23 protein-coding genes are annotated in these 22,627 nt (G+C 53.5%); 16 read left to right on the top strand and 7 right to left on the bottom strand.

The genetic code is table 11. The features are described 5' to 3' along the window. Positions 1-44: 44 nt before the first annotated feature. Entirely contained in the window at positions 45-365 is a 321-nt protein-coding gene (cyaY, locus tag AC791_RS05670) for an iron donor protein CyaY (protein ID WP_049839563.1), read from the bottom strand. Between the two features lie 324 nt (positions 366-689). Here cyaY and lptM point away from each other — a divergent pair, with 324 nt between their 5' ends. The 8 genes from lptM (at position 690) to corA (ending at position 7,665) form a co-directional block, all read left to right on the top strand. Beyond that, positions 690-893, top strand: a complete 204-nt coding sequence (gene lptM, locus AC791_RS05675) for an LPS translocon maturation chaperone LptM (protein ID WP_049839526.1) — start codon at positions 690-692, stop codon at positions 891-893. A 36-nt stretch (positions 894-929) separates the two neighbouring features. After that, the gene (dapF, locus tag AC791_RS05680) at positions 930-1,754 is read left to right on the top strand and encodes a diaminopimelate epimerase (RefSeq protein WP_049839527.1); all 825 of its coding nucleotides are present in this window, start codon (positions 930-932) and stop codon (positions 1,752-1,754) included. Further along, entirely contained in the window at positions 1,751-2,458 is a 708-nt protein-coding gene (locus tag AC791_RS05685; RefSeq protein WP_049839528.1) for a DUF484 domain-containing protein, read from the top strand. The genes dapF and AC791_RS05685 overlap by 4 nt, the downstream gene beginning before the upstream one ends. Then, positions 2,455-3,357: a tyrosine recombinase XerC gene (xerC, locus tag AC791_RS05690; protein ID WP_049839529.1), complete on the top strand. Its 903-nt coding sequence runs from the start codon at positions 2,455-2,457 to the stop codon at positions 3,355-3,357. The genes AC791_RS05685 and xerC overlap by 4 nt, the downstream gene beginning before the upstream one ends. Then, positions 3,357-4,073 carry a 5-amino-6-(5-phospho-D-ribitylamino)uracil phosphatase YigB gene (yigB, locus tag AC791_RS05695; RefSeq protein WP_049839530.1) on the top strand — a complete coding sequence of 239 codons (717 nt, stop codon included), beginning with the start codon at positions 3,357-3,359 and terminating at the stop codon, positions 4,071-4,073. The genes xerC and yigB overlap by 1 nt, the downstream gene beginning before the upstream one ends. A 122-nt stretch (positions 4,074-4,195) precedes the next feature. Then, positions 4,196-6,358 carry a DNA helicase II gene (gene uvrD / locus AC791_RS05700; RefSeq protein ID WP_049839531.1) on the top strand — a complete coding sequence of 721 codons (2,163 nt, stop codon included), beginning with the start codon at positions 4,196-4,198 and terminating at the stop codon, positions 6,356-6,358. Positions 6,359-6,506: 148 nt separating this feature from the next. After that, on the top strand, positions 6,507-6,563 hold the full coding sequence (gene ysgD / locus AC791_RS20730; RefSeq protein WP_228136886.1) for a YsgD/CorL family protein: 57 nt from the start codon (positions 6,507-6,509) through the stop codon (positions 6,561-6,563). A 151-nt stretch (positions 6,564-6,714) separates the two neighbouring features. Beyond that, positions 6,715-7,665: a magnesium/cobalt transporter CorA gene (gene corA / locus AC791_RS05705; RefSeq protein WP_049839532.1), complete on the top strand. Its 951-nt coding sequence runs from the start codon at positions 6,715-6,717 to the stop codon at positions 7,663-7,665. Between the two features lie 48 nt (positions 7,666-7,713). Here the strand turns inward: corA and rarD are convergent, their stop codons facing one another. Then, entirely contained in the window at positions 7,714-8,610 is an 897-nt protein-coding gene (gene rarD, locus AC791_RS05710) for an EamA family transporter RarD (RefSeq protein ID WP_049839533.1), read from the bottom strand. A gap of 51 nt (positions 8,611-8,661) precedes the next feature. Beyond that, a complete protein-coding gene (yigI, locus tag AC791_RS05715) occupies positions 8,662-9,129 on the bottom strand; it encodes an acyl-CoA thioesterase YigI (protein ID WP_049839534.1) in 468 nt (155 codons plus the stop codon). A 178-nt stretch (positions 9,130-9,307) separates the two neighbouring features. Between yigI and pldA the strand changes: the two genes are divergently transcribed. The 3 genes from pldA to rhtC all read left to right on the top strand — a co-directional run bounded on the left by pldA (position 9,308) and on the right by rhtC (position 12,830). Further along, positions 9,308-10,168, top strand: coding sequence for a phospholipase A (gene pldA, locus AC791_RS05720; protein WP_049839564.1), 861 nt, complete (start codon positions 9,308-9,310; stop codon positions 10,166-10,168). A gap of 154 nt (positions 10,169-10,322) precedes the next feature. Continuing rightward, the gene (gene recQ, locus AC791_RS05725) at positions 10,323-12,149 is read left to right on the top strand and encodes an ATP-dependent DNA helicase RecQ (RefSeq protein WP_049839535.1); all 1,827 of its coding nucleotides are present in this window, start codon (positions 10,323-10,325) and stop codon (positions 12,147-12,149) included. A gap of 60 nt (positions 12,150-12,209) precedes the next feature. After that, positions 12,210-12,830 carry a threonine export protein RhtC gene (rhtC, locus tag AC791_RS05730; RefSeq protein ID WP_049839536.1) on the top strand — a complete coding sequence of 207 codons (621 nt, stop codon included), beginning with the start codon at positions 12,210-12,212 and terminating at the stop codon, positions 12,828-12,830. Between the two features lie 37 nt (positions 12,831-12,867). On the opposite strand, the gene AC791_RS05735 is transcribed toward rhtC, so the two are convergent. Both AC791_RS05735 and rhtB read right to left on the bottom strand, forming a co-directional pair. Beyond that, positions 12,868-13,752, bottom strand: coding sequence for an Rpn family recombination-promoting nuclease/putative transposase (locus tag AC791_RS05735; protein WP_049839537.1), 885 nt, complete (start codon positions 13,750-13,752; stop codon positions 12,868-12,870). Positions 13,753-13,906: 154 nt separating this feature from the next. Continuing rightward, positions 13,907-14,527: a homoserine/homoserine lactone efflux protein gene (rhtB, locus tag AC791_RS05740; protein WP_049839538.1), complete on the bottom strand. Its 621-nt coding sequence runs from the start codon at positions 14,525-14,527 to the stop codon at positions 13,907-13,909. 110 nt (positions 14,528-14,637) lie between these two features. Here rhtB and pldB point away from each other — a divergent pair, with 110 nt between their 5' ends. The 3 genes from pldB (at position 14,638) to AC791_RS05755 (ending at position 17,436) form a co-directional block, all read left to right on the top strand. Further along, positions 14,638-15,630, top strand: coding sequence for a lysophospholipase L2 (gene pldB / locus AC791_RS05745; protein ID WP_049839539.1), 993 nt, complete (start codon positions 14,638-14,640; stop codon positions 15,628-15,630). 34 nt (positions 15,631-15,664) lie between these two features. Beyond that, the gene (gene yigL, locus AC791_RS05750) at positions 15,665-16,465 is read left to right on the top strand and encodes a sugar/pyridoxal phosphate phosphatase YigL (RefSeq protein ID WP_049839540.1); all 801 of its coding nucleotides are present in this window, start codon (positions 15,665-15,667) and stop codon (positions 16,463-16,465) included. A gap of 71 nt (positions 16,466-16,536) precedes the next feature. Continuing rightward, positions 16,537-17,436, top strand: coding sequence for a carboxylate/amino acid/amine transporter (locus AC791_RS05755; protein WP_049839541.1), 900 nt, complete (start codon positions 16,537-16,539; stop codon positions 17,434-17,436). Here the strand turns inward: AC791_RS05755 and metR are convergent. After that, positions 17,324-18,277, bottom strand: a complete 954-nt coding sequence (metR, locus tag AC791_RS05760; RefSeq protein ID WP_049839542.1) for an HTH-type transcriptional regulator MetR — start codon at positions 18,275-18,277, stop codon at positions 17,324-17,326. The genes AC791_RS05755 and metR overlap by 113 nt on opposite strands. Positions 18,278-18,394: 117 nt before the next feature. Between metR and metE the strand changes: the two genes are divergently transcribed. Next, positions 18,395-20,659, top strand: coding sequence for a 5-methyltetrahydropteroyltriglutamate--homocysteine S-methyltransferase (gene metE, locus AC791_RS05765; RefSeq protein WP_049839543.1), 2,265 nt, complete (start codon positions 18,395-18,397; stop codon positions 20,657-20,659). A 33-nt stretch (positions 20,660-20,692) separates the two neighbouring features. On the opposite strand, the gene AC791_RS05770 is transcribed toward metE, so the two are convergent. Next, positions 20,693-21,499 (bottom strand): dienelactone hydrolase family protein, encoded by an 807-nt coding sequence (locus AC791_RS05770; protein ID WP_049839544.1) that lies wholly within the window; start codon positions 21,497-21,499, stop codon positions 20,693-20,695. A 255-nt stretch (positions 21,500-21,754) separates the two neighbouring features. On the opposite strand from AC791_RS05770, the gene udp reads away from it, so the two are divergent. Further along, positions 21,755-22,516, top strand: coding sequence for a uridine phosphorylase (gene udp / locus AC791_RS05775; protein WP_049839545.1), 762 nt, complete (start codon positions 21,755-21,757; stop codon positions 22,514-22,516). Positions 22,517-22,627 lie beyond the last annotated feature (111 nt).

The following is a 22,627-nucleotide window of genomic DNA, read 5'->3' on the forward strand; positions in this document are numbered from 1 at the left end:
CACTCGCCACGCGACGGTGAGGCTCACGCTTTGGATAAACAACCTTAGCGAAAACTGACCGCCTCACCCGCCTGTTGCGTTGCAGCCTGCTCCAGGAGATCCCAGAACATGTCGCCGCTGCGATCGCATACCCACTCATCGTCTTTCAGATCAAAATGGTAGCCGCCCTGTTTAGTGGCCAGCCATACCTGATGCAGCGGCTCCTGGCGGTTGATAATAATTTTGCTGCCGTTCTCAAAGGTCAGCGTCAGCACGCCACCGTTAATCTCGCAGTCGATATCGCTATCGCCATCCCAGTCATCAAGCTGTTCTTCAATGTTTTGCCATAGCGCGTCGGCAAGGCGATGAAATTCACTGTCGTTCATAGTGACATCCCGTTGATCAATTGTGGCAAGAGTATACAGGAAAAGCGGACAGGTTAGCGTGGCGACAGAGGCATGCATACTCGTAACGCCGTGTGAGGCGTTATCAGATTTTTACACGAACAGCTGAGATTTTTCCGCCCGTCATCCTGACAACCTAACATCATGCTTTTTCAGCTGTAGCGCCTACGGCTTTATACCTTTTCGTTAAAATTGCCGTTTAAAGATGCTTTTCGGATTTTATAAAGATCGTGGCTAAACGCTTGCTTTTACCTCTTCTCCTGCGATGATAGACAACAGAAAGCATGAACTTACAGGCAACTCTCAATGAAAAACGTTTTCCGTTCACTGGCTGTTTTACTCACGCTCTTCAGCCTGACGGGCTGCGGTCTGAAAGGACCACTCTATTTCCCACCGGCTGATGATAAAGCGCCTCCGCCGACGAAAAAGGTCGAGCCGCAAACGCAAAGCTCCACGCCAGATCGTAACGATCGCGCAACGGGTGACGGTCCTTCACAGGTTAACTACTGATCGTTTTATTCTGTAACCGCGCATATGGAGCAGATAATGCAGTTCTCAAAAATGCACGGCCTTGGCAATGATTTTATGGTCGTCGACGCGGTAACGCAGAATCTCTTTTTTTCACCAGAGCTGATCCGTCGTCTGGCGGACAGGCATCTGGGTGTAGGATTCGATCAACTGCTGGTGGTGGAGCCTCCTTACGATCCCGAGCTTGATTTCCATTACCGCATTTTCAATGCCGACGGCAGCGAAGTCTCACAGTGCGGCAATGGCGCACGCTGTTTTGCCCGTTTTGTGCGCCTGAAAGGGCTAACCAATAAGCGTGATATTCGCGTCAGCACGGCCAATGGCAGAATGGTCCTGACGGTCACGGAAAACGAGCTGGTGCGCGTGAATATGGGCGAACCCAATTTTGAGCCGTCGCAGGTGCCGTTTCGCGCTAATAAGGCGGAAAAGACCTATATTATGCGCACGGCGGAGCAGACCATACTGTGCGGCGTGGTATCAATGGGAAATCCCCATTGTGTGATTCAGGTTGATGATGTTGCTACCGCGGCGGTAGAAATGTTAGGGCCAGTCATGGAAAATCATGAACGTTTTCCGGAGCGGGCAAACGTGGGTTTTATGCAGATCGTTAGCCGGGAACATATTCGTCTGCGCGTCTATGAGCGCGGGGCGGGTGAGACGCAAGCCTGCGGAAGCGGTGCCTGTGGGGCTGTTGCCGTTGGTATCCTGCAAGGTCTTCTGGCTGAAGAAGTTCGGGTCGAATTGCCCGGTGGGCGTCTTGATATTGCCTGGAAAGGGTCGGGGCATCCGCTGTTTATGACCGGCCCGGCGACACATGTTTACGACGGATTTATCCATTTATGAAACAGATTGGGGAAGAGCAACAGAATACGCTGGCCGAACTGGACGACAGTATCGTGGCGGACTATCTGCTGCAACATCCTGAATTTTTCATTCGCAATGCCCAGCTGGTTGAGCGAATGCAGGTGCCGCACCCCGTACGCGGTGCGGTCTCGCTGGTTGAGTGGCATATGGTTCGCGCACGTAACTACATCAACCAGATGGAAGATGATATGACGCTGCTGATGGAGCAGGCCTGCGCAAACGAAAGCCTGTTTCATCGTTTGTTGAATTTACAAAATCGTCTGGCGGCGGCTGAAAGTCTCGACGATATGTTAAATCGTCTGCATCGCTGGGCGCGTGAAATGGGGCTGGCAGGCGCGACTATCCGCCTGTTTGCCGACCGCTGGCGCATTGGCGCGCCGTCACGCTTTACTCATCTTGCGCTCAATCGTCAGGCTTTTGAGCCGCTGCGTATTCAGCGTCTGGGCCAGAACAACCACTATCTGGGATCGCTAAACGGGCCCGAACTGCTGCTAATACTGCCTGAGGCGAAAGCCATTGGCTCGGTAGCACTGTCGCTACTGGGGCATGAGGGCGATCTTGGGGTGATGATTTTCAGCAGCCGCGATCCGCACCATTATGAAAACGGGCAGGGTACGCAGCTGCTGCAGGAAATTGCGCTGATGCTTCCTGGTCTGCTGCAACGCTGGATTGAACGGATATGAGCGCTCCCCGGCTACATGAATCGGTGGCACGTTTTCTGCGTTATCTCAGCGTTGAGCGCCAGCTAAGTCCCATTACGCTGCTCAACTATCAGCGCCAGCTTGAAGCGATTATTGCGCTTGCTGAAGACGCGGGACTGAAAGAGTGGCCGCAGTGCGATGCTGCAATGGTGCGTAATCTTGCCGTACGTAGCCGCCGTAAAGGGCTTGGTCCCACCAGCCTCGCATTACGTCTTTCAGCGCTGCGCAGCTTTTTCGACTGGCAGATTAGCCAGGGCATCTTAAAAGCAAATCCGGCGAAGGGAATTTCAACGCCAAAAGCCCCGCGCCACTTGCCGAAAAATATTGATGTCGATGATATGAACCGCCTGCTGGATATCGATCTTAACGATCCGCTGGCGGTGCGCGATCGGGCGATGCTGGAGGTGATGTACGGTGCCGGGCTGCGTCTTTCGGAATTAGTGGGTCTCGATATTAAACATCTGGATCTCGACACAGGCGAAGTATGGGTAGTGGGCAAAGGCAGTAAAGAGCGCCGTCTGCCCATCGGACGTAACGCCAGGATCTGGATTGAGCACTGGCTCGATTTACGCGGATTATTCGGCAGTGACGACAATGCGCTTTTTTTATCAAAGCTCGGCAAGCGAATTTCGGCGCGAAATGTTCAGAAGCGTTTTGCCGAGTGGGGCATTAAGCAGGGGCTGAACAGTCATGTTCATCCGCACAAGTTACGCCACTCATTTGCTACCCATATGCTGGAGTCGAGTGGCGATCTGCGCGGTGTTCAGGAGCTGCTGGGTCACGCCAATCTCTCTACCACCCAAATTTATACTCATCTTGATTTTCAACACCTTGCCTCAGTATATGACGCGGCGCATCCGCGCGCCAAACGGGGGAAATAATGCGTTTTTATCGACCGCTGGGCCACATCTCAGCGCTAACGTTCGACCTGGACGATACCCTTTATGATAATCGTCCGGTGATCCTGCGAACCGAGCAGGAGACGCTGGCATTTTTACGCAATTATCATCCGGCGCTGGTGACGCTGGAGAACAGCGACTTCCAGCGCTTGCGTCAGGCGCTTCGCCAGACCGAGCCGGAAATTTATCACGATGTCACCGAGTGGCGTCGTCGTTCTGTCGAGCAGATGATGCTGGACGTCGGGCTTAACCAGGATGAGGCCACGGCGGGAGCCGAGGCGGCGATGGTGAACTTTGCCACCTGGCGAAGCCGTATTGAGGTGCCGCAGACGACGCACGATACGCTGGCTGCACTGGCTAAAAAATGGCCGCTGGTGGCGATCACTAACGGTAATGCGCAGCCGGAACGGTTTGGTCTCGGCGACTATTTTGAATTTGTACTGCGTGCCGGGCCGGATGGGCGCTCTAAACCGTACCATGATATGTATCATCTGGCGGCAGAGCGGCTGGATCTTCCGCCTGGTGAAATCCTGCATGTGGGGGACGACCTGACCACCGACGTCGCTGGCGCCATTCGCTGTGGAATGCAGGCTTGCTGGATCAAACCGGAAAATGCTGACCTGATGCAGGCAACCGATAGCCGCCTGCTGCCTCATATTGAAATTTCACAGTTGGCATCCCTCTCGACGCTGATATAATCATCAGCAGTATTGTATAAATTCCCAGGGGTTCGGCGGTGAGCACCATGCTCATTTCCTCCCGATAAGCGAACTGCCCGCAGGCAGGGCGTGGTTTTCTTGTTTTCAACGCGGCGGTGCCAATGGACGTTTCTTACCTGCTCGATAGCCTTAATGACAAACAGCGCGAGGCCGTGGGCGCAACGCGCAGCAATATGCTGGTGCTGGCGGGCGCGGGGAGCGGAAAGACGCGGGTGCTGGTGCACCGTATCGCGTGGCTATTGAGTGTAGAAAACAACTCGCCGTATTCCATTATGGCCGTCACGTTTACCAACAAAGCGGCGGCAGAAATGCGCCACCGCATTGGTCAACTGATGGGCACCACTCAGGGTGGAATGTGGGTAGGTACGTTCCACGGGCTGGCGCACCGTCTGCTGCGGGCGCACCATCTTGATGCCGGACTGCCACAGGATTTTCAGATCCTCGACAGTGAGGATCAGCTTCGCCTGCTGAAGCGTCTTATCAAAGCCATGAACCTGGATGAGAAACAGTGGCCGCCGCGTCAGGCCATGTGGTACATCAACGGTCAGAAAGACGAAGGGCTGCGCCCGCACCATATTCAGAGCTACGGTAATCCCGTAGAGCAGACCTGGCAAAAAGTGTATCAGGCCTATCAGGAGGCGTGCGACCGCGCCGGACTGGTTGATTTTGCCGAACTGCTGCTGCGTGCTCACGAATTATGGCTCAACAAACCGCATATTCTTCAGCACTACCGGGAACGCTTTTCCAATATTCTGGTGGATGAATTTCAGGACACCAACAACATTCAGTATGCCTGGATCCGCCTGCTGGCGGGTGATACCGGCAAAGTCATGATTGTTGGCGACGATGACCAGTCTATATATGGCTGGCGCGGCGCGCAGGTTGAAAATATCCAGCGCTTCCTCAACGATTTTCCCGGTGCGCAGACCATCCGTCTGGAGCAAAATTACCGCTCCACCAGTAACATTCTGAGCGCAGCCAACGCCCTGATTGAAAATAATAATGGGCGTCTGGGCAAAAAACTGTGGACCGACGGCAGTGACGGCGAGCCGATTTCACTGTACTGCGCGTTTAACGAACTGGATGAAGCGCGTTTCGTCGTGAACCGGATTAAAACCTGGCAGGAGAACGGCGGAGCGCTGGAGCACTGCGCTATTCTTTACCGCAGTAACGCCCAGTCACGCGTACTGGAAGAGGCGTTATTACAGGTCAGTATGCCGTACCGAATTTACGGTGGAATGCGCTTCTTCGAACGCCAGGAAATCAAAGACGCGCTTTCTTATCTGCGCCTGATTGCGAATCGTAACGATGATGCCGCGTTTGAGCGTGTGGTCAATACCCCGACGCGCGGCATTGGCGATCGCACGCTGGATGTGGTGCGCCAGACCTCACGCGAGCGTCAGCTCACGCTATGGCAGTCGTGCCGCGAACTGTTGCAGAACAAAGCCCTTGCCGGGCGCGCCGCCAGCGCTTTGCAGCGTTTTATGGAACTGATCGACGCGCTGGCGCAGGAAACATCTGACATGCCGCTGCACGTCCAGACCGACCGGGTGATTAAAGACTCCGGCCTGCGGACCATGTATGAACAGGAGAAAGGCGAGAAAGGCCAGACACGTATCGAAAACTTAGAAGAACTGGTGACGGCAACGCGCCAGTTCAGCTACAACGACGAAGACGAAGATCTGATGCCGCTTCAGGCTTTTCTGTCCCACGCCGCGCTGGAAGCCGGTGAAGGGCAGGCCGATACGTGGCAGGACGCGGTACAACTGATGACGCTGCACTCGGCCAAAGGGCTGGAATTCCCGCAGGTGTTTATCGTTGGTGTGGAAGAGGGCATGTTCCCCAGCCAGATGTCGCTTGAAGAAGGCGGGCGTCTGGAAGAAGAACGTCGTCTGGCGTATGTAGGCGTTACGCGCGCGATGCAAAAGCTCACCCTGACCTACGCAGAAACTCGTCGTTTGTATGGTAAAGAAGTTTATCATCGGCCTTCACGCTTTATTGGCGAGCTACCAGAGGACTGCGTAGAAGAGGTTCGCCTGCGCGCCAGTATCAGCCGACCGGTCAGCCATCAACGAATGGGTACCCCTGTCTCTGAAAACGATACCGGCTATAAACTGGGTCAGCGCGTCCGTCACGCCAAATTTGGCGAAGGCACTATTGTGAATCTTGAGGGCAGCGGCGAGCACAGCCGCCTGCAGGTTGCCTTCAAGGGACAAGGGATCAAATGGCTGGTGGCGGCCTACGCGAAACTTGAAAACGTGTAACCTTAAGAAAAATATCACTATTTTGTAATATTCTGCTAGCCTTAATGTCTGAGGGGCAATTATTGCTCACTGGCGTTCCGTTGCGTGTTGACGTCAAAATTCTGCTGGCGTAACATGCGCGCACGATTACGCTAAGAGGACATTCGCCTTGGACACACCCAGTACATACTGGCTCATTATCCTGTCATCCAGGATCAACTCCTAAGGCTATCCCCTTTTGCTGATAGCCTTAGCGGTTGTCAGCGACTTTTCGTTATCCCGTCGCGCTGAGTCAGGCTGTTTAATGGTCTGAAACCCAATAGTTTCTGTGTGCCCACCGAACTGTCCGATCATTTTTTGCATTGGGAGTCCCGGTCATGCTGAGCGCATTTCAACTGGAAAAAAATCGTCTGATTCGTCTCGAAGCTGATGAAATCAATCACCTTGCCAGCTCGGTATGGGTTGATTTAGTCGAGCCGGACGATGAAGAACGACACCGCGTGCAAACGGACTTGGGCCAGAATCTGGCCACCCGCCCTGAACTGGAAGACATCGAGGCATCGGCCCGTTTTTTTGAAGACGAAGACGGTCTGCATATTCACTCCTTCTTCTTTTACGAAGATGCGGAAGATCACGCCGGTAACTCTACCGTCGCGTTTACCATTCGTGAGGGCCGGCTGTTTACGCTGCGTGAACGTGAATTACCCGCGTTTCGTTTATATCGTATGCGCGCCCGTAGTCAGGAGATGGTGGACGGTAACGCTTACGAGCTTCTTCTCGATTTGTTTGAAACCAAAATCGAACAGCTGGCGGATGAAATCGAAAACATCTACAGCGATCTGGAAAAGCTGAGCCGGGTGATCATGGAAGGCCATCAGGGTGATGAATACGATGAAGCCCTGTCTACGCTGGCAGAACTGGAAGATATCGGCTGGAAGGTGCGTCTGTGTCTGATGGATACTCAGCGTGCGCTGAACTTTCTGGTGCGTAAAGCGCGTCTGCCAGGTGGGCAACTGGAGCAGGCGCGGGAGATCCTGCGCGATATCGAATCTCTGCTGCCGCATAATGAATCACTGTTCCAGAAAGTGAACTTTTTGATGCAGGCGGCGATGGGCTTTATCAACATCGAACAGAACCGCATCATCAAAATCTTCTCGGTGGTTTCCGTAGTATTCCTGCCGCCGACGCTGGTGGCGTCCAGCTACGGAATGAACTTTGAGTTTATGCCGGAACTGCGGTGGAGTTTTGGCTACCCTGGCGCGATTATCTTTATGATCCTCGCCGGGCTGGCGCCGTATCTGTACTTTAAGCGTAAAAACTGGCTGTAAACTACAGCATCCCGCCAGGCCGGTTAACAATCCGGCCTGGCGGCTACGTTATCTTATCCTGCGCGTTCTGCGCTGCGTATATATCGCATCCATCACAAACACCGCCAGCGCCACCCAGATAAAGGCAAAGGTCACCATTTTGTCTGCCCCCGGATGCTCGTCATAAAATACGACGGCCAGCAGGAACATCAACGTCGGGCCAATGTACTGGAAAAATCCCAGCGTGGAGAGACGCAGACGCGTCGCCGCACCGGTAAAGCACAGCAGAGGGATAGTGGTGACCACGCCTGCGGCAATCAGCAGCAGATTCAGTGACCATGGGTTCTGCCCCATATGGCTTGTTGCGCTGTCGGCAATACCGAACAGCCAGATTGCCGCTACCGGCAGCAGCCATAACGTTTCAACCAGCATACCGGTTTGCGCATCGACGGCAATTTTCTTACGCACCAGGCCATAGAAGGCAAAGCTAAACGCCAGCCCCAGGGCGATCAGCGGCAGGGAGCCGAATGTCCAGAGTTGTACCAGCACGCCGCAGGCTGCGAGGATAACTGCCATCCACTGCATCCGGCGAAAACGCTCGCCGAGAAAAATCATGCCCAGCACGATATTGACCAGCGGATTAATAAAATAGCCGAGGCTGGCTTCAAGCATATGATGATTATTCACCGCCCAGATAAACAGCAGCCAGTTACCGCCTATCAGCACCGCGGAAAGCGCCAGCAGAAAGATTTTCTTCGGCGTTGCCAGCAATTTTTTGACCTGGGGCCACTGCCGGCTAATGCTGATCAGGGCCAGCATGAAAAAGAATGACCAGATGACACGGTGGGTCAGAATTTCATTGGCGGGAACATAGTAAATCAACTTGAAATAGGCGGGGGCAATGCCCCAGATAAAATAAGCGGCCAGCGCGAGCAACACGCCCTGTCGCGTTTGTTTAGCATCCATCAGAAAAACTCGTTACAAAAAAGTTAAACCAGTCTACCCGAATTCACGCCTTCAACCCACCATATAAGTGGCAGTTGCGCTGGCGATATAGACCTGCTCTTCATTGTGTAATTCCACCCGGGCGACAGCGACTTTATTCCCGGCTCGCAGCAATGAGCTGGTTGCGGTAAAGCGATTTCCGCGCCCCGGACGAAGGTAATCGACGCGCAGATCGATGGTACCCATCCGCGAAAGGCGCTGACGTAGCTCTTCTTCGCTAATCGTGTCATGGCGGGTAAGCGTACTGCCGACACAGACCAGGCCGGCAGCCACGTCCAGCGCCGAGGCAATAACACCGCCGTGCAGAATACTTTGCGCCCAGTTTCCCACCATCATCGGCTGGTTATTGAAACTGACCTGAGCGAACGCTTTCTCATAGCGATCCAGCTCCAGCCCAAGGGCGCGATTGAAAGGCATATGGTAGACGAAGATTTCGCCGACCAGACGAAGCGTCTCTTCAGCAGTAAGTGCAGATGACATAGCGAAGCCATTTCCTGATTGTTAATCATATGTTGATTTTATGATTGTAACTTGTTGGGTGGCAGCTCGGAATCAGCTTTGATAGGCATAAAAATGAGAAATAGGTAGAATGGATGTTAGTGAGTTACAGGCAAGCATAATAATTTTATTCAGGAGCACTCAATTGAAGCGTAAGTCTTTGGCCCGGTTGACCGCGTTCGCGGCGCTAGCGCCCTTTTTTGTCTGCGCGCAGGAGGCCACTGTTAAAAAGGTTCACGATGCGCCTGCGGTGCGGGGCAGTGTCATCGCTAACCTTTTGCAGGAGCACGATAATCCTTTCACGCTGTATCCGTATGACTCAAACTATGTGCTTTACACATGGACCAGCGACCTTAATAAAGAAGCAATCAACACCTATAACTGGGCCGATAATGCGCGTAAAGATGAAGTGAAATTCCAGCTTAGTCTGGCATTCCCGTTCTGGCGCGGCATTCTTGGGCCGAATTCGGTGCTGGGCGCATCCTATACGCAAAAATCCTGGTGGCAGCTATCAAATAGCGGTGAGTCTTCGCCTTTTCGCGAGACAAACTACGAGCCGCAACTCTTTCTCGGTTTCGCCACCGATTATCGCCTCGGCGACTGGTCATTACGTGACGTAGAAGTCGGGTTTAACCATGACTCCAATGGTCGCTCCGATCCAACATCACGCAGCTGGAATCGCGCTTATACCCGTTTAATGGCGCAGAATGGTAACTGGCTGGTTGAAGTTAAACCCTGGTACGTCATAGGCAGTACGGATGACAATCCGGATATCACAAAGTATATGGGGTATTATCAGCTTAAACTTGGGTATGAGATAGGTGATGCCATCCTGAGTGCGAAAGGTCAATATAACTGGAATACCGGCTATGGTGGCGCAGAGCTGGGCGTAAGCTACCCGGTAAGCAAGCATGTACGCCTTTATACTCAGGTGTACAGCGGCTACGGTGAGTCGCTCATTGATTATAACTTTAATCAAACGCGGGTCGGCGTGGGCGTAATGCTTAACGACCTCTTTTAATTCACTGTAATTATTGCCTGGCGACATATTGATTTTGCAGGCGAATTTACAAAAAACCGGAAACAGCCTCGAATGATTGTGTGTCAGGCATTGCAGTTTCCCTCTCAGGCGCTGAAAATAGCGCCTGTTTTTATTTTAGGCGGTTGGAGTCGATGTGGCGCAGGCGGAAGTATTGAATCAGGAGTCGCTGGCTAAACAGGTTTTACGGGAAACCTTTGGCTATCAGCAGTTTCGCCCCGGCCAGGAAGAGATTATTCATACGGCGCTGGCGGGACGCGATTGTCTGGTTGTTATGCCTACGGGCGGCGGTAAATCGCTGTGCTATCAGATCCCTGCTCTTCTGCTCGACGGGCTGACCGTGGTGGTCTCTCCACTGATTTCGCTGATGAAAGACCAGGTCGATCAGCTACTGGCAAACGGGGTATCAGCCGCCTGTTTGAATTCAACGCAAACGCGCGAGCAGCAACAGCAGGTGATGGCGGGCTGTCGAAACGGCGAAATTCGTTTGCTCTATATTGCACCAGAACGCCTGATGCTGGATAACTTTCTTGATCATCTCGGGCACTGGAATCCGGTGATGCTCGCCGTCGATGAAGCGCACTGTATTTCCCAGTGGGGCCATGATTTCCGCCCGGAATATGCCCTCCTCGGCCATCTTCGCCAGCGTTTTCCTGCGCTGCCGTTTATGGCATTAACCGCAACAGCGGACGATACTACCCGGCTGGATATTGTCAGACTGCTGGGGCTTAACGATCCGCTCATTCAAATCAGCAGCTTCGACCGCCCGAATATTCGTTACATGCTGATGGAAAAGTTCAAGCCTCTCGATCAGCTGCTGCGCTATGCCCAGGAGCAGCGCGGCAAGTGCGGTATTATCTACTGTAACAGCCGGGCAAAAGTAGAGGACACCGCCGCGCGTCTGCAAAGCCGTGGTTTTAGTGCCGCAGCGTATCACGCCGGGCTGGAACACACCGTGCGTGCTGAGGTGCAGGAGAAATTCCAGCGCGATGATTTGCAAATCGTGGTAGCGACCGTGGCCTTCGGTATGGGTATTAATAAACCCAACGTGCGTTTTGTCGTGCATTTCGACATCCCGCGTAATATTGAATCCTACTATCAGGAGACCGGACGCGCCGGACGTGACGGACTGCCAGCGGAAGCGATGTTATTTTACGATCCGGCAGACATGGCCTGGCTGCGCCGCTGTCTGGAAGAGAAGCCTGCCGGACAACTTCAGGATATTGAACGCCATAAACTGAACGCAATGGGCGCGTTCGCCGAGGCACAAACCTGCCGTCGTCTGGTATTGCTCAATTATTTCGGTGAAGGTCGTCAGGCTGCGTGCGGCAACTGCGATATTTGTCTCGACCCGCCGAAACAGTACGACGGTTCTAACGATGCTCAGGTGGCGCTTTCAACCGTCGGGCGCGTTAACCAGCGTTTTGGAATGGGCTATGTGGTAGAGGTGATCCGCGGCGCGAATAATCAGCGCATCCGCGAATTCGATCACGATAAACTAAAAGTCTATGGCATGGGACGCGACAAAAGCCACGAACACTGGGTCAGCGTGATCCGCCAGCTTATTCACCTTGGCATGGTGACGCAAAACATCGCCCAGCACTCTGCCCTGCAATTAACGGATGCCGCGCGTCCCATATTGCGCGGTGAGCCGCTTATGCTCGCCGTGCCGCGTGTTATCGCCCTGAAACCGCGCGTGATGCAGAAAGCGGCAGTAGGCAATTACGATCGCAAGTTATTTGCCAAGCTGCGTAAGTTGCGTAAGGCCATCGCTGACGAAGAAAATATTCCGCCTTACGTGGTCTTTAACGACGCAACGCTTATCGAAATGGCCGAGCAGATGCCGCTTTCACCCAGCGAAATGCTCAGCGTCAACGGCGTTGGCGTACGTAAACTGGAGCGTTTTGGTAAAGAGTTTATGGCGCTCATCCGCTCGCACGTGGATGGTGATGACGATGAGTAGTCAGCCGACTCAAAAAGTGGCAGGATGATAGCTCACTAACCATTTCCTCGTGAGTTAATCATGTTGATGTTATTCCTCACCGTGGCTTTTGTGCATTTTATTGCCCTGATGAGCCCCGGCCCTGACTTTTTCTTTGTCTCCCAAACGGCTGTCAGCCGCTCCCGTAAAGAAGCCATGATGGGCGTATTGGGTATTACCTGTGGCGTCATGGTGTGGGCAGGCGTCGCCCTGTTGGGCCTGCATCTGATCCTCGAAAAAATGGCCTGGCTGCATAACATTATTATGGTGGGTGGTGGTCTGTATCTTTGCTGGATGGGCTATCAGATGCTGCGCGGCGCGTTGAAAAAAGACGCCGTCGATGCGCCAGCGCCGAAGGTTGAACTGGCGGCAAGCGGGCGCAGTTTCCTCAAAGGATTAATGACCAATCTGGCCAATCCCAAAGCGATTATTTACTTCGGCTCCGTTTTCTCGCTTTTTGTTAGCGACAGTGTAGGCGCGCCTGAGCGCTGGGGCATTTTTGTGTTAATCGCCATTGAAACGCTGGCGTGGTTTACGCTGGTTGCCAGTCTGTTTGCGCTACCGACTATGCGTCGCGGCTATCAGCGTCTGGCGAAATGGATTGATGGGTTTGCCGGCGTGTTGTTTGCAGGCTTCGGTATTCACCTGATTATTTCGCGCTAACAACCGGCCCACCCGGCATTTATCGGGTGGGTCATTTTTACTGTTCAAGCTGCTGCAGTTCGTCCTGTGACAGGCCGGTGATTTCCACGATCGTGGCTTTATTCATACCATGCTCTAGCATGGATTTTGCCACCTCCAGAAGGGTGTTACGCTTACCCTGCTGGATGCCCTCCTGAAGCAATTCTTCTGCCATGGTCATCAGTGTCTCTCCATGTTTCGGCACCCGCTGTGCCAGTTCGTATAATAACGGTTGAATACTCTTTTTTTCTCCTGCAAGCATCATGTAGTTTACCAGCGCCATTATTTGTTGTCTGCTCATCTGCTCCATCATCAAAAGCTCAGCAAGCAGGTCCAGCAGACGGAGCATGTCACGCCGGCGAATATGCTTTTGCACCAGCGTTAATGCCGCCATGCTGCGGTGAAGCATGATGTCATCGTCAGGGATAACGGTAATATCTACCAGCGGAAATGCACCACCGTACACATGTCGGGCAATCATTGGGTCGTGAAAATCATCAAGCCAGTTCATTGAGTATGGATAAGGACTGCGTTCACCCTGGTAAAACAAAACAGGAATAACCAGCGGTAATCGGGTATGCCCTGCCTCCAGGTGGCGCTGCATGGCCGCGATGGCATAACGTATCAGGCGAAACGCCATATGCTTGTCGGGCGAACTTTGATGCTCAATTACTATATGTATATAGCCCTGGCCGTCAGCGGTCGTCAGCGAATAGAGAATATCGCTGTAATACTGGCGTAAATCATCTTCGACAAAGCTACTGGACTCCAGCTGCAATGTACTAAGGTCGCAAAGGCTAAGTAACTTCGCAGGTAGGTGTAACTGGATAAAATCTCGCGCTGTTTCAACCTGTGAGAGAAAGGTTTTGAAAACCGCATCATGCGGTGTAGTGGCTTTTGCCATGTTGTGCCGTCCCTGTATAACGATCCTGGACGGCATTCTGGCACTGGTCAGGCAGGTCGGCTACGCGGAAAGAAAATGTCTTTCACCGCTTGCGATGTATCCCGCAACGTTATGCGACTCGCGGCAACATATTAATGGAAAATGCGCGCTCTCTTCAGGCGTGGCGGGCTGAAGCCAGCAGCGCGCCTATCATCATAAACAGCGAACCGAATACCCGATTCATGGCCTTCATCTGCTTTGGTCCCTTGATCCACGCAGCGATGTGCTTTGCCAGGGTGGCGTAACCAATCATCACAATGATATCGACGACAACAGTGGTGACGCCAAGCACCACATACTGCGCAATCTGCGGCTGCGCGGGCATAATAAACTGGGGAAACAGTGCGGCCAGGAAAACAATGCTCTTGGGATTGGTCAGATTGACGAAGACCGCCCGTTTAAACAGTCGTCCGCGCGATTGCGATTGTGCGAGTGTATTAAGATCCAGCGAGCCTGCCGTACGCCACTGTTGAATGCCGAGCCAGATAAGATACGCGGCACCTGCCCATTTCAGGATCTCAAACGCCAGCAGAGAACGTGAAAATAGCGTCCCGAGACCTACGCCTACCAGCACAATATGAATACCCAGCCCGGTTTGTAAACCGGCAATCGAGGCCGCGGCACCGCGATAGCCATGACTGATGGCGGTGGTCATAGTATTGATGGCGCCAGAGCCCGGTGAAAGGCTAAGAATTATTGATGTTAGCAGATAGGCAAACCACCATTCGAAAGTCATGAGAAATTCCCTGCGTGTTTATTTTTATGCCACAATAACCTGGTGTCGTCGCGTTGTGCGATGAATCATATAAAAAACGATTTTACACGGTGAGCAGGGGTGGAAACCCGATGTTTCGGCAAAAAAGGAACTGGGAAACGAGAGAAAACGCGTTTGCGGCTTTTTCTATGGGGCCGCTAACTGATTTCTGGCGGCAACGGGAGGAGGCGGAATTTACCGGTGTAGATAACATCCCGGTTCGCTTTGTGCGTTTTCATGCGCCGGAAAATGACCGCGTTATCGTGGTTTGTCCGGGCCGAATCGAAAGCTACGTGAAATATGCAGAACTGGCCTATGACCTGTTCCACATGGGATTTGATGTGCTCATCATCGACCATCGGGGGCAAGGGCATTCAGGCCGTATGCTATCGGATACGCATCGCGGCCATGTGGTTAATTTTAGCGACTACGTTGACGATTTTGCCGCATTCTGGGAGCAGGAAGTCCAGCCAGGCCCCTGGCGTAAGCGTTATATTCTGGCGCACTCGATGGGCGGGACTATTGCTACACTATTTTTACAGCGTACGCCGGGCGCCTGTGACGCTATTGCGCTATGCGCGCCGATGTTCGGTATTATCATTCATCTGCCGGACTGGATGGTACGGCAGATCCTCGACTGGGCTGAGGGCCATCAGCGTTTTCGGGAGAGCTACGCGCTGGGAACCGGGCGCTGGCACGCGCTGCCGTTTAGCGTTAACGTACTAACCCACAGTCGCGCACGCTACCGGCGCAACCTGCGTTTTTATGCGGATGAGCCAAAATTACGCATGGGTGGACCTACTCATCACTGGGTACGGGAAGGCATTCTGGCGGGTGAGCAGGTCCTGGCTGGCGCAGGTGATGACGCCACTCCGATGCTGCTGCTTCAGGCGGAAGAAGAGCGCGTTGTCGATAATCGCGTTCACGACCGTTTCTGTACTATTCGCGCCGCGGCGGGCCATCCTTGCGAGGGAGGTAAACCGCTTGTCATAGAAGGCGCATATCATGAGATCCTGTTTGAAAAGGACGCCATGCGCTCAGTCGCGCTACATGCCATCGTCGACTTTTTCGATCGACACCATTGATTACTCCTTTACTGACCAGAGGTTGAATTTTCTTATGTATCAGGTTGTTGCATCCGATTTAGATGGTACGCTACTCTCTCCCGACCACCGTTTGTCTCCTTTTGCTAAAGAAACGCTAAAGCTGCTGACTGCGCAGGGCGTTAACTTTGTTTTTGCCACCGGTCGCCACCATATTGATGTCGGGCAAATTCGCGACGCCCTTGAAATTAAAGCGTATATGATCACCTCAAACGGTGCGCGGGTGCATGATACTGACGGTAATCTGGTTTTTACGCATAATCTGGACAGCGATATTGCTGCCGATCTTTTCGGCGTGGTGCATACCAATCCGGATATCGTGACCAACGTTTATCGCGATGATGAGTGGTTTATGAATCGCCATCGTCCCGAAGAGATGCGGTTTTTTAAAGAAGCAATCTTCAACTATACGCTGTATGAGCCGGGGCTGCTGGAGCCGCAAGGGATCAGCAAGGTGTTTTTCACCAGCCCCGATCATGAACAGCTTTTGCCGCTTGAGCAGGCCATTAATGCCCGCTGGGGCGATCGGGTGAACGTGAGTTTCTCCACGCTGACCTGTCTGGAAGTGATGGCGGGCGGCGTATCGAAAGGACATGCGCTGGAGGCCGTTGCTGGCGCAATGGGATACGGGTTACAGGATTGTATTGCGTTTGGTGATGGCATGAATGATGCGGAGATGCTCAGCATGGCGGGCAAAGGTTGCATTATGTCTAATGCGCACCAGCGCCTGAAAGATATGTACCCTAAGCTGGAAGTGATTGGCACCAACGCCGATAACGCCGTGCCGGTATATTTACGCCAGCTTTATCTCAAGTGATTATTTATTAGTCAGTTGTCAACCTCTCTCTTCGCTACAATGGGTGATCTTTACTCTGTGAGACATTCATTGTGGCGCTTCTTATTATCACCACTATTTTGTGGGCTTTCTCTTTCAGCCTGTTTGGCGAGTATGTTGCCGGGCATGTAGACAGCTATTTCGCGGTGCTGGTCCGTGTCGGGCTGGCTGCACTGGTATTCCTGCCGTTTCTGCGCACCCGCGGACACAGTGCAAAAACACTTGGCCTGTATATGCTGGTTGGCGCGATGCAGTTAGGCATTATGTACATGTTAAGCTTCCGGGCTTACCTGTATCTGACCGTTTCTGAACTGCTGCTGTTTACCGTGCTGACGCCGCTGTATATCACGCTGATTTACGATCTGATGAGTAAACGCCCTTTACGCTGGGGTTACCTGTTTAGCGCGCTGCTGGCAGTGATTGGCGCAGGGATTATTCGTTATAACCAGGTTACCGATCATTTCTGGACCGGGCTGCTGCTGGTACAGCTTTCCAACATCAGTTTTGCTATCGGCATGGTGGGATATAAGCGCCTGATGGAAACCCGGCCGATGCCACAGCATAACGCCTTCGCCTGGTTTTACGTGGGCGCGCTTCTGGTGGCGATAGTGGGATGGTCGCTACTGGGGAATGCCCAGAAAATGCCGGAAACTCCGCTGCAATGGAGCATTCTGGTCTTCCTTGGGGTTGTGGCCTCGGGGATTGGCTATTTTATGTGGAACGTCGGCGCAACGCAGGTGGATGCCGGCACCCTGGGCATCATGAACAATATGCATGTCCCGGCGGGACTGCTGGTCAATCTGGCCATCTGGCATCAACAACCGCACTGGCCGACGTTTATTACGGGTGCGGTTGTGATCCTGATTTCACTGTGGGTGCATCGCTGCTGGGTCGCTCCGCGCTCCGGACAAACGGCAGATGATCGCAGGCATGATTCCGCGCCGAGCGAATAAACGCCTCGACTACCGGCTGGCGCTGTTCGCCGTCGCGCACGGCGGCGTACAGCCGGCTCCATAATCCCTCGCCCAGGGTCCTGGTCGCCACCAGACCCTGGCGTTCAAAACTCTCCACCACCCAGTGCGGCAGCGCGGCCACACCCATCCGGGCTGCCACCATCTGAATCAGCAGCAATGTATTATCCACGCTTTTTAACTGCGGACTAATACCTGCGGGTTGCAGGAAATGTCGCCAGACGTCGAGTCGGCTGCGCTGTACCGGATAAATCAGCAGGGTTTCGCAGGCTAAATCTTCCGGTGTGATGCGGGCTTTTGCTGCCAGCGGATGATCCGGAGCCAGTACCAGACGCACCTCAAAATCAAACATTGGCGAATAATGCAGACCGCTGCGCGGCAGAATGTCAGAGGTCATCACCAGATCCAGTTCGCTTTGCTGTAGCGCGGGCTGCGGATCAAACGTCACGCCGGATTTAAAATCCATCTCCACCTGCGGCCATTTCGCGCGAAAATTTTCAAGCGCCGGGGTTAACCATTGAATACAGCTATGGCATTCAATAGCGATCCGCAACGTGGTTTGCTGCGGCTCATTACACGCCTGCAGCGCCCGGCTGATTTGCGGCAGAATTTGATTGGCCAGTTGCAATAATACCTCGCCCTGCGGCGTGAAGCGTAACGGCTGGCTTTTACGGACAAATAAGCGAAAGCCAAGGCGCTGTTCCAGATCGCTGAACTGGTGCGAGAGAGCTGACTGGGTCTGATGCAACGTGGCTGCTGCCGCAGCCAGCGATCCGCAGCTTCGCAACGCTTGTAGCGTTTTCAGATGTTTAATCTCGATCATGAAAGTCCTTCACTTCAGCATGAATAAATTGCGCTTGAGCAATATACAGTACCTTCACATTATGGATGTGTAAACATCTGGACGGCTAAATACTAAAAATTCCATAAGGGGCATATCATGACAATTTTAAATCACACCCTCGGTTTTCCCCGTATCGGCCTGCGCCGTGAGCTAAAAAAAGCGCAGGAGAGCTACTGGGCAGGTAACAGTTCGCGTGACGATCTGCTGGCGGTGGGCCGTGAACTGCGTGCCCGCCACTGGGAGCAGCAAAAAGCAGCGGGCGTGGATGTGCTTCCAGTAGGGGATTTCGCCTGGTACGACCATGTTCTGACCACCAGCCTGCTACTTGGCAACGTACCGGCTCGTCATCAGAACAAAGACGGGTCGGTCGATATCGATACGCTGTTCCGCATTGGTCGAGGACGTGCGCCGACAGGTGAACCCGCTGCGGCTGCCGAAATGACCAAATGGTTTAACACCAACTACCACTACATGGTGCCAGAGTTCGTTAAGGGTCAGCAGTTCAAGCTGACCTGGACACAGCTGCTGGACGAGGTCGATGAAGCGCTGGCGCTGGGCCATAAGGTAAAACCAGTGTTGCTGGGGCCAGTCACTTACCTGTGGCTGGGTAAAGTCAAAGGCGAGCAGTTTGATCGTCTGAGCCTCCTAAACGACATTCTCCCGGTCTATCAGCAGGTGCTGGCAGAACTGGCCAGTCGCGGTATTGAATGGGTGCAGATTGATGAGCCTGCGCTGGTGCTGGAGCTGCCTCAGGAATGGCTGGATGCGTTTAAACCAGCTTATGACGCGCTCAACGGTCAGGTCAAATTGCTGTTAACCACCTATTTTGAAGGTATCTCTGCCAATCTTAATACCATTTCTGCACTGCCGGTCCAGGGCCTGCATGTCGATCTGGTACACGGTAAGGATGATGTCGCTGAACTGCATGCGCGTTTACCGTCCGACTGGTTATTGTCTGCTGGCCTTATCAATGGTCGTAACGTCTGGCGGGCGGATCTCACGGAAAAATATGCGCAGATTAAAGACATCGCAGATAAGCGCGAGCTGTGGGTGGCGTCTTCCTGCTCGCTGCTGCACAGCCCCATCGATCTGAGCGTTGAGACTCGCCTGGATGAAGAAGTAAAAAGCTGGTTCGCCTTTGCGCTGCAAAAATGCGAGGAGTTAGCCCTGCTGCGCGATGCGTTGAACCGTCGCGACACCACCGCGATTGACGCATGGAGCGCACCGATTCAGGCTCGCCGTCACTCTGGCCGCGTACATAACGCGGCGGTACAGACGCGTCTGGCTGGCATTACTGCTCAGGACAGCCAGCGTGCCAGCGCCTACACGGTGCGTGCTGAAGCCCAGCGTGCGCGGTTTAATCTGCCCGCCTGGCCGACCACCACTATAGGGTCATTCCCGCAGACCACGGAAATTCGCGGCCTGCGTCTGGACTTCAAAAAAGGCAACCTCGACGCCAGCCACTACCGTACGGGCATTGCTGAGCATATTAAACAGGCGATTGTCGAGCAGGAGCGTCTGGGGCTGGATGTGCTGGTCCACGGCGAGGCCGAGCGTAACGACATGGTGGAGTATTTCGGCGAACATCTGGACGGGTTTATTTTTACCCAAAACGGCTGGGTACAGAGCTATGGCTCCCGCTGCGTGAAGCCGCCGGTGGTTATTGGCGACATCAGCCGTCCGCAAGCGATCACCGTTGAATGGGCGAAGTACGCCCAGTCTCTGACTGATAAACCCGTCAAGGGCATGTTAACCGGTCCGGTAACGATCCTCTGCTGGTCCTTCCCGCGTGAAGATGTCAGCCGCGAAACCATCGCCAAACAAATCGCGCTGGCATTGCGTGATGAGGTTGCCGATCTGGAAGCGGCAGGTATTGGCATCATTCAGATTGACGAGCCTGCACTGCGCGAAGGTTTGCCGCTCAAGCGCAGCGACTGGGATGCTTATCTGCAATGGGGTGTTGAAGCCTTCCGCATTAATGCCGCCGTCGCGCAGGACGACACTCAGATCCATACGCATATGTGTTATTGCGAGTTTAACGACATCATGGATTCTATTGCCGCACTGGATGCCGATGTCATTACCATCGAAACCTCGCGTTCAGACATGGAGCTGCTGGAGTCTTTCGAAGAATTCGACTATCCGAATGAAATCGGGCCGGGGGTCTACGATATTCACTCGCCGAATGTGCCGAGTGTGGAGTGGATTGAAGCGCTGCTGGAAAAAGCCGCCCGGCGTATTCCTGCCGGGCGCCTGTGGGTTAACCCGGACTGCGGCCTGAAAACCCGCGGCTGGCCAGAAACCCGAAGCGCGCTGGCGAATATGGTGAAAGCCGCGCAGAATTTGCGTCAGGCACAATAAAAAACAGACGCCAGCCTGTGGGCTGGCGTTTTCTTATTTATCGAGGTAGCGGGTAAACCACGCCAGCATTCTCTGCCAGCCATCAGTAGCCGACGCCTCATGATAACTCGAACGATAGTCGGCATTGAACGCGTGCCCGGCCTGCGGATAGACAATAATTTCTCCCGTCGCATTCGCCGCATTCAGTGCCTGGCGCATGTTTTCGAGGGTTTCCTGAGGAATGCTTTCATCCTGCGCGCCGTAAAGGCCGAGCACCGGGGCGCTTAAGTTATGGGCGACATCAACAGGATGGACAGGCGAGGTTAACGTCTTATCGCCAGTCACTTTGCCATACCAGGCCACCGCAGCTTTCAGCTGTGGGTTATGTGCGGCATACAGCCAGGCGATCCTTCCACCCCAGCAAAAACCGGTAGTGCCCAACCGATGAGCGTCGCCGCCGTTGCGTGCTGCCCAGTTTGCGACATGATCCAAATCTGCCATCACCTGCGCATCCGGGACGTGGGATACCAGCTCTTTAAACAGCGTCGGGATATCGTTATACGCGTTGGGATCGCCCTGACGAAAATAGAGTTCCGGGGCAATCGCCAGATAACCTTCCAGCGCAAGGCGACGACATAAATCGCGAATATGCTCATGTACGCCGAAAATTTCCTGCACTACGATAATGACAGGAAGCGGCTCTTTTGCGTCCTTAGGTTGAGCATAATAAGCGGGCATATTTTCGCCCTGCGTCGGGATCGTCGTGTCACCCGTCGCAATTGCCTCTTCGGGCGTGCGAACAAGAGTGGAAGCATGGGGTGAGGCGGCAGGGGCAAAACCCGGCTGGCGATCTGTAGTCATGGCATTCTCCGTACCCAGTATTAGCGCAGTGTTAACTATAGACCCCGCATCTGTAATTTTCCGCGTTAAAGGACAATTCATCATGTTGATGGTTACGCTATTTCGGTACATTAGTGTGATGCATGTCACTATTGCGTAGAAATAAACTGCAACAAGATTTCTCATGAGTGACTCGGGTCACGAAATTATTCCGGTCACTTCTGTAGAGTACCTTTTTGCTTCTTCTGACAAACCGACCCACAGAGGAGTCTTTTTATGTCCAAGTCTGATGTTTTTCATCTCGGCCTCACCAAAAACGATCTACAAGGGGCTACGCTGGCTATCGTCCCGGGCGATCCTGAGCGTGTGGAAAAAATCGCCGCGCTGATGGATAAGCCGGTTAAACTGGCATCGCATCGCGAATTTACCTCCTGGCGTGCTGAACTTGACGGTAAAGCCATCATTATTTGTTCTACCGGTATTGGCGGACCTTCTACCTCTATCGCCGTTGAAGAGCTGGCGCAGCTCGGTATTCGTACCTTCCTGCGTATAGGCACGACCGGTGCTATCCAGCCCCACATTAATGTGGGTGATGTTCTGGTCACTACCGCGTCTGTCCGTCTGGACGGTGCCAGCCTGCACTTCGCGCCAATGGAATACCCGGCTGTTGCCGACTTCGCATGTACCACTGCCCTGGTCGAGGCTGCAAAATCGATTGGTGCGACAACGCACATTGGTGTTACCGCGTCTTCTGACACCTTCTATCCAGGTCAGGAGCGCTACGATACCCTTTCCGGACGTGTCGTTAGCCGTTTCAAAGGCTCTATGGAAGAGTGGCAGTCCATGGGCGTCATGAACTATGAAATGGAATCTGCGACCCTGCTGACCATGTGCTCCAGCCAGGGCCTGCGCGCGGGAATGGTTGCCGGTGTGATTGTTAATCGTACCCAGCAGGAAATTCCGAACGCTGAAACCATGAAACAAACCGAAAGCCACGCGGTGAAAATTGTGGTTGAAGCCGCCCGTCGCCTTCTCTAAATTTTCTTTTGTTTTACCAGGGGCCGACACGTTCGGCCCTTTCTTTTTGCGTAAAGCCTCGCAGAAAAACCGTTTAGGCTGGACGTTTATACAGCAAGCCCGTATTTTGCA

It is taken from the genome of Klebsiella sp. RIT-PI-d (assembly GCF_001187865.1).
Lineage (GTDB): Bacteria > Pseudomonadota > Gammaproteobacteria > Enterobacterales > Enterobacteriaceae > Superficieibacter.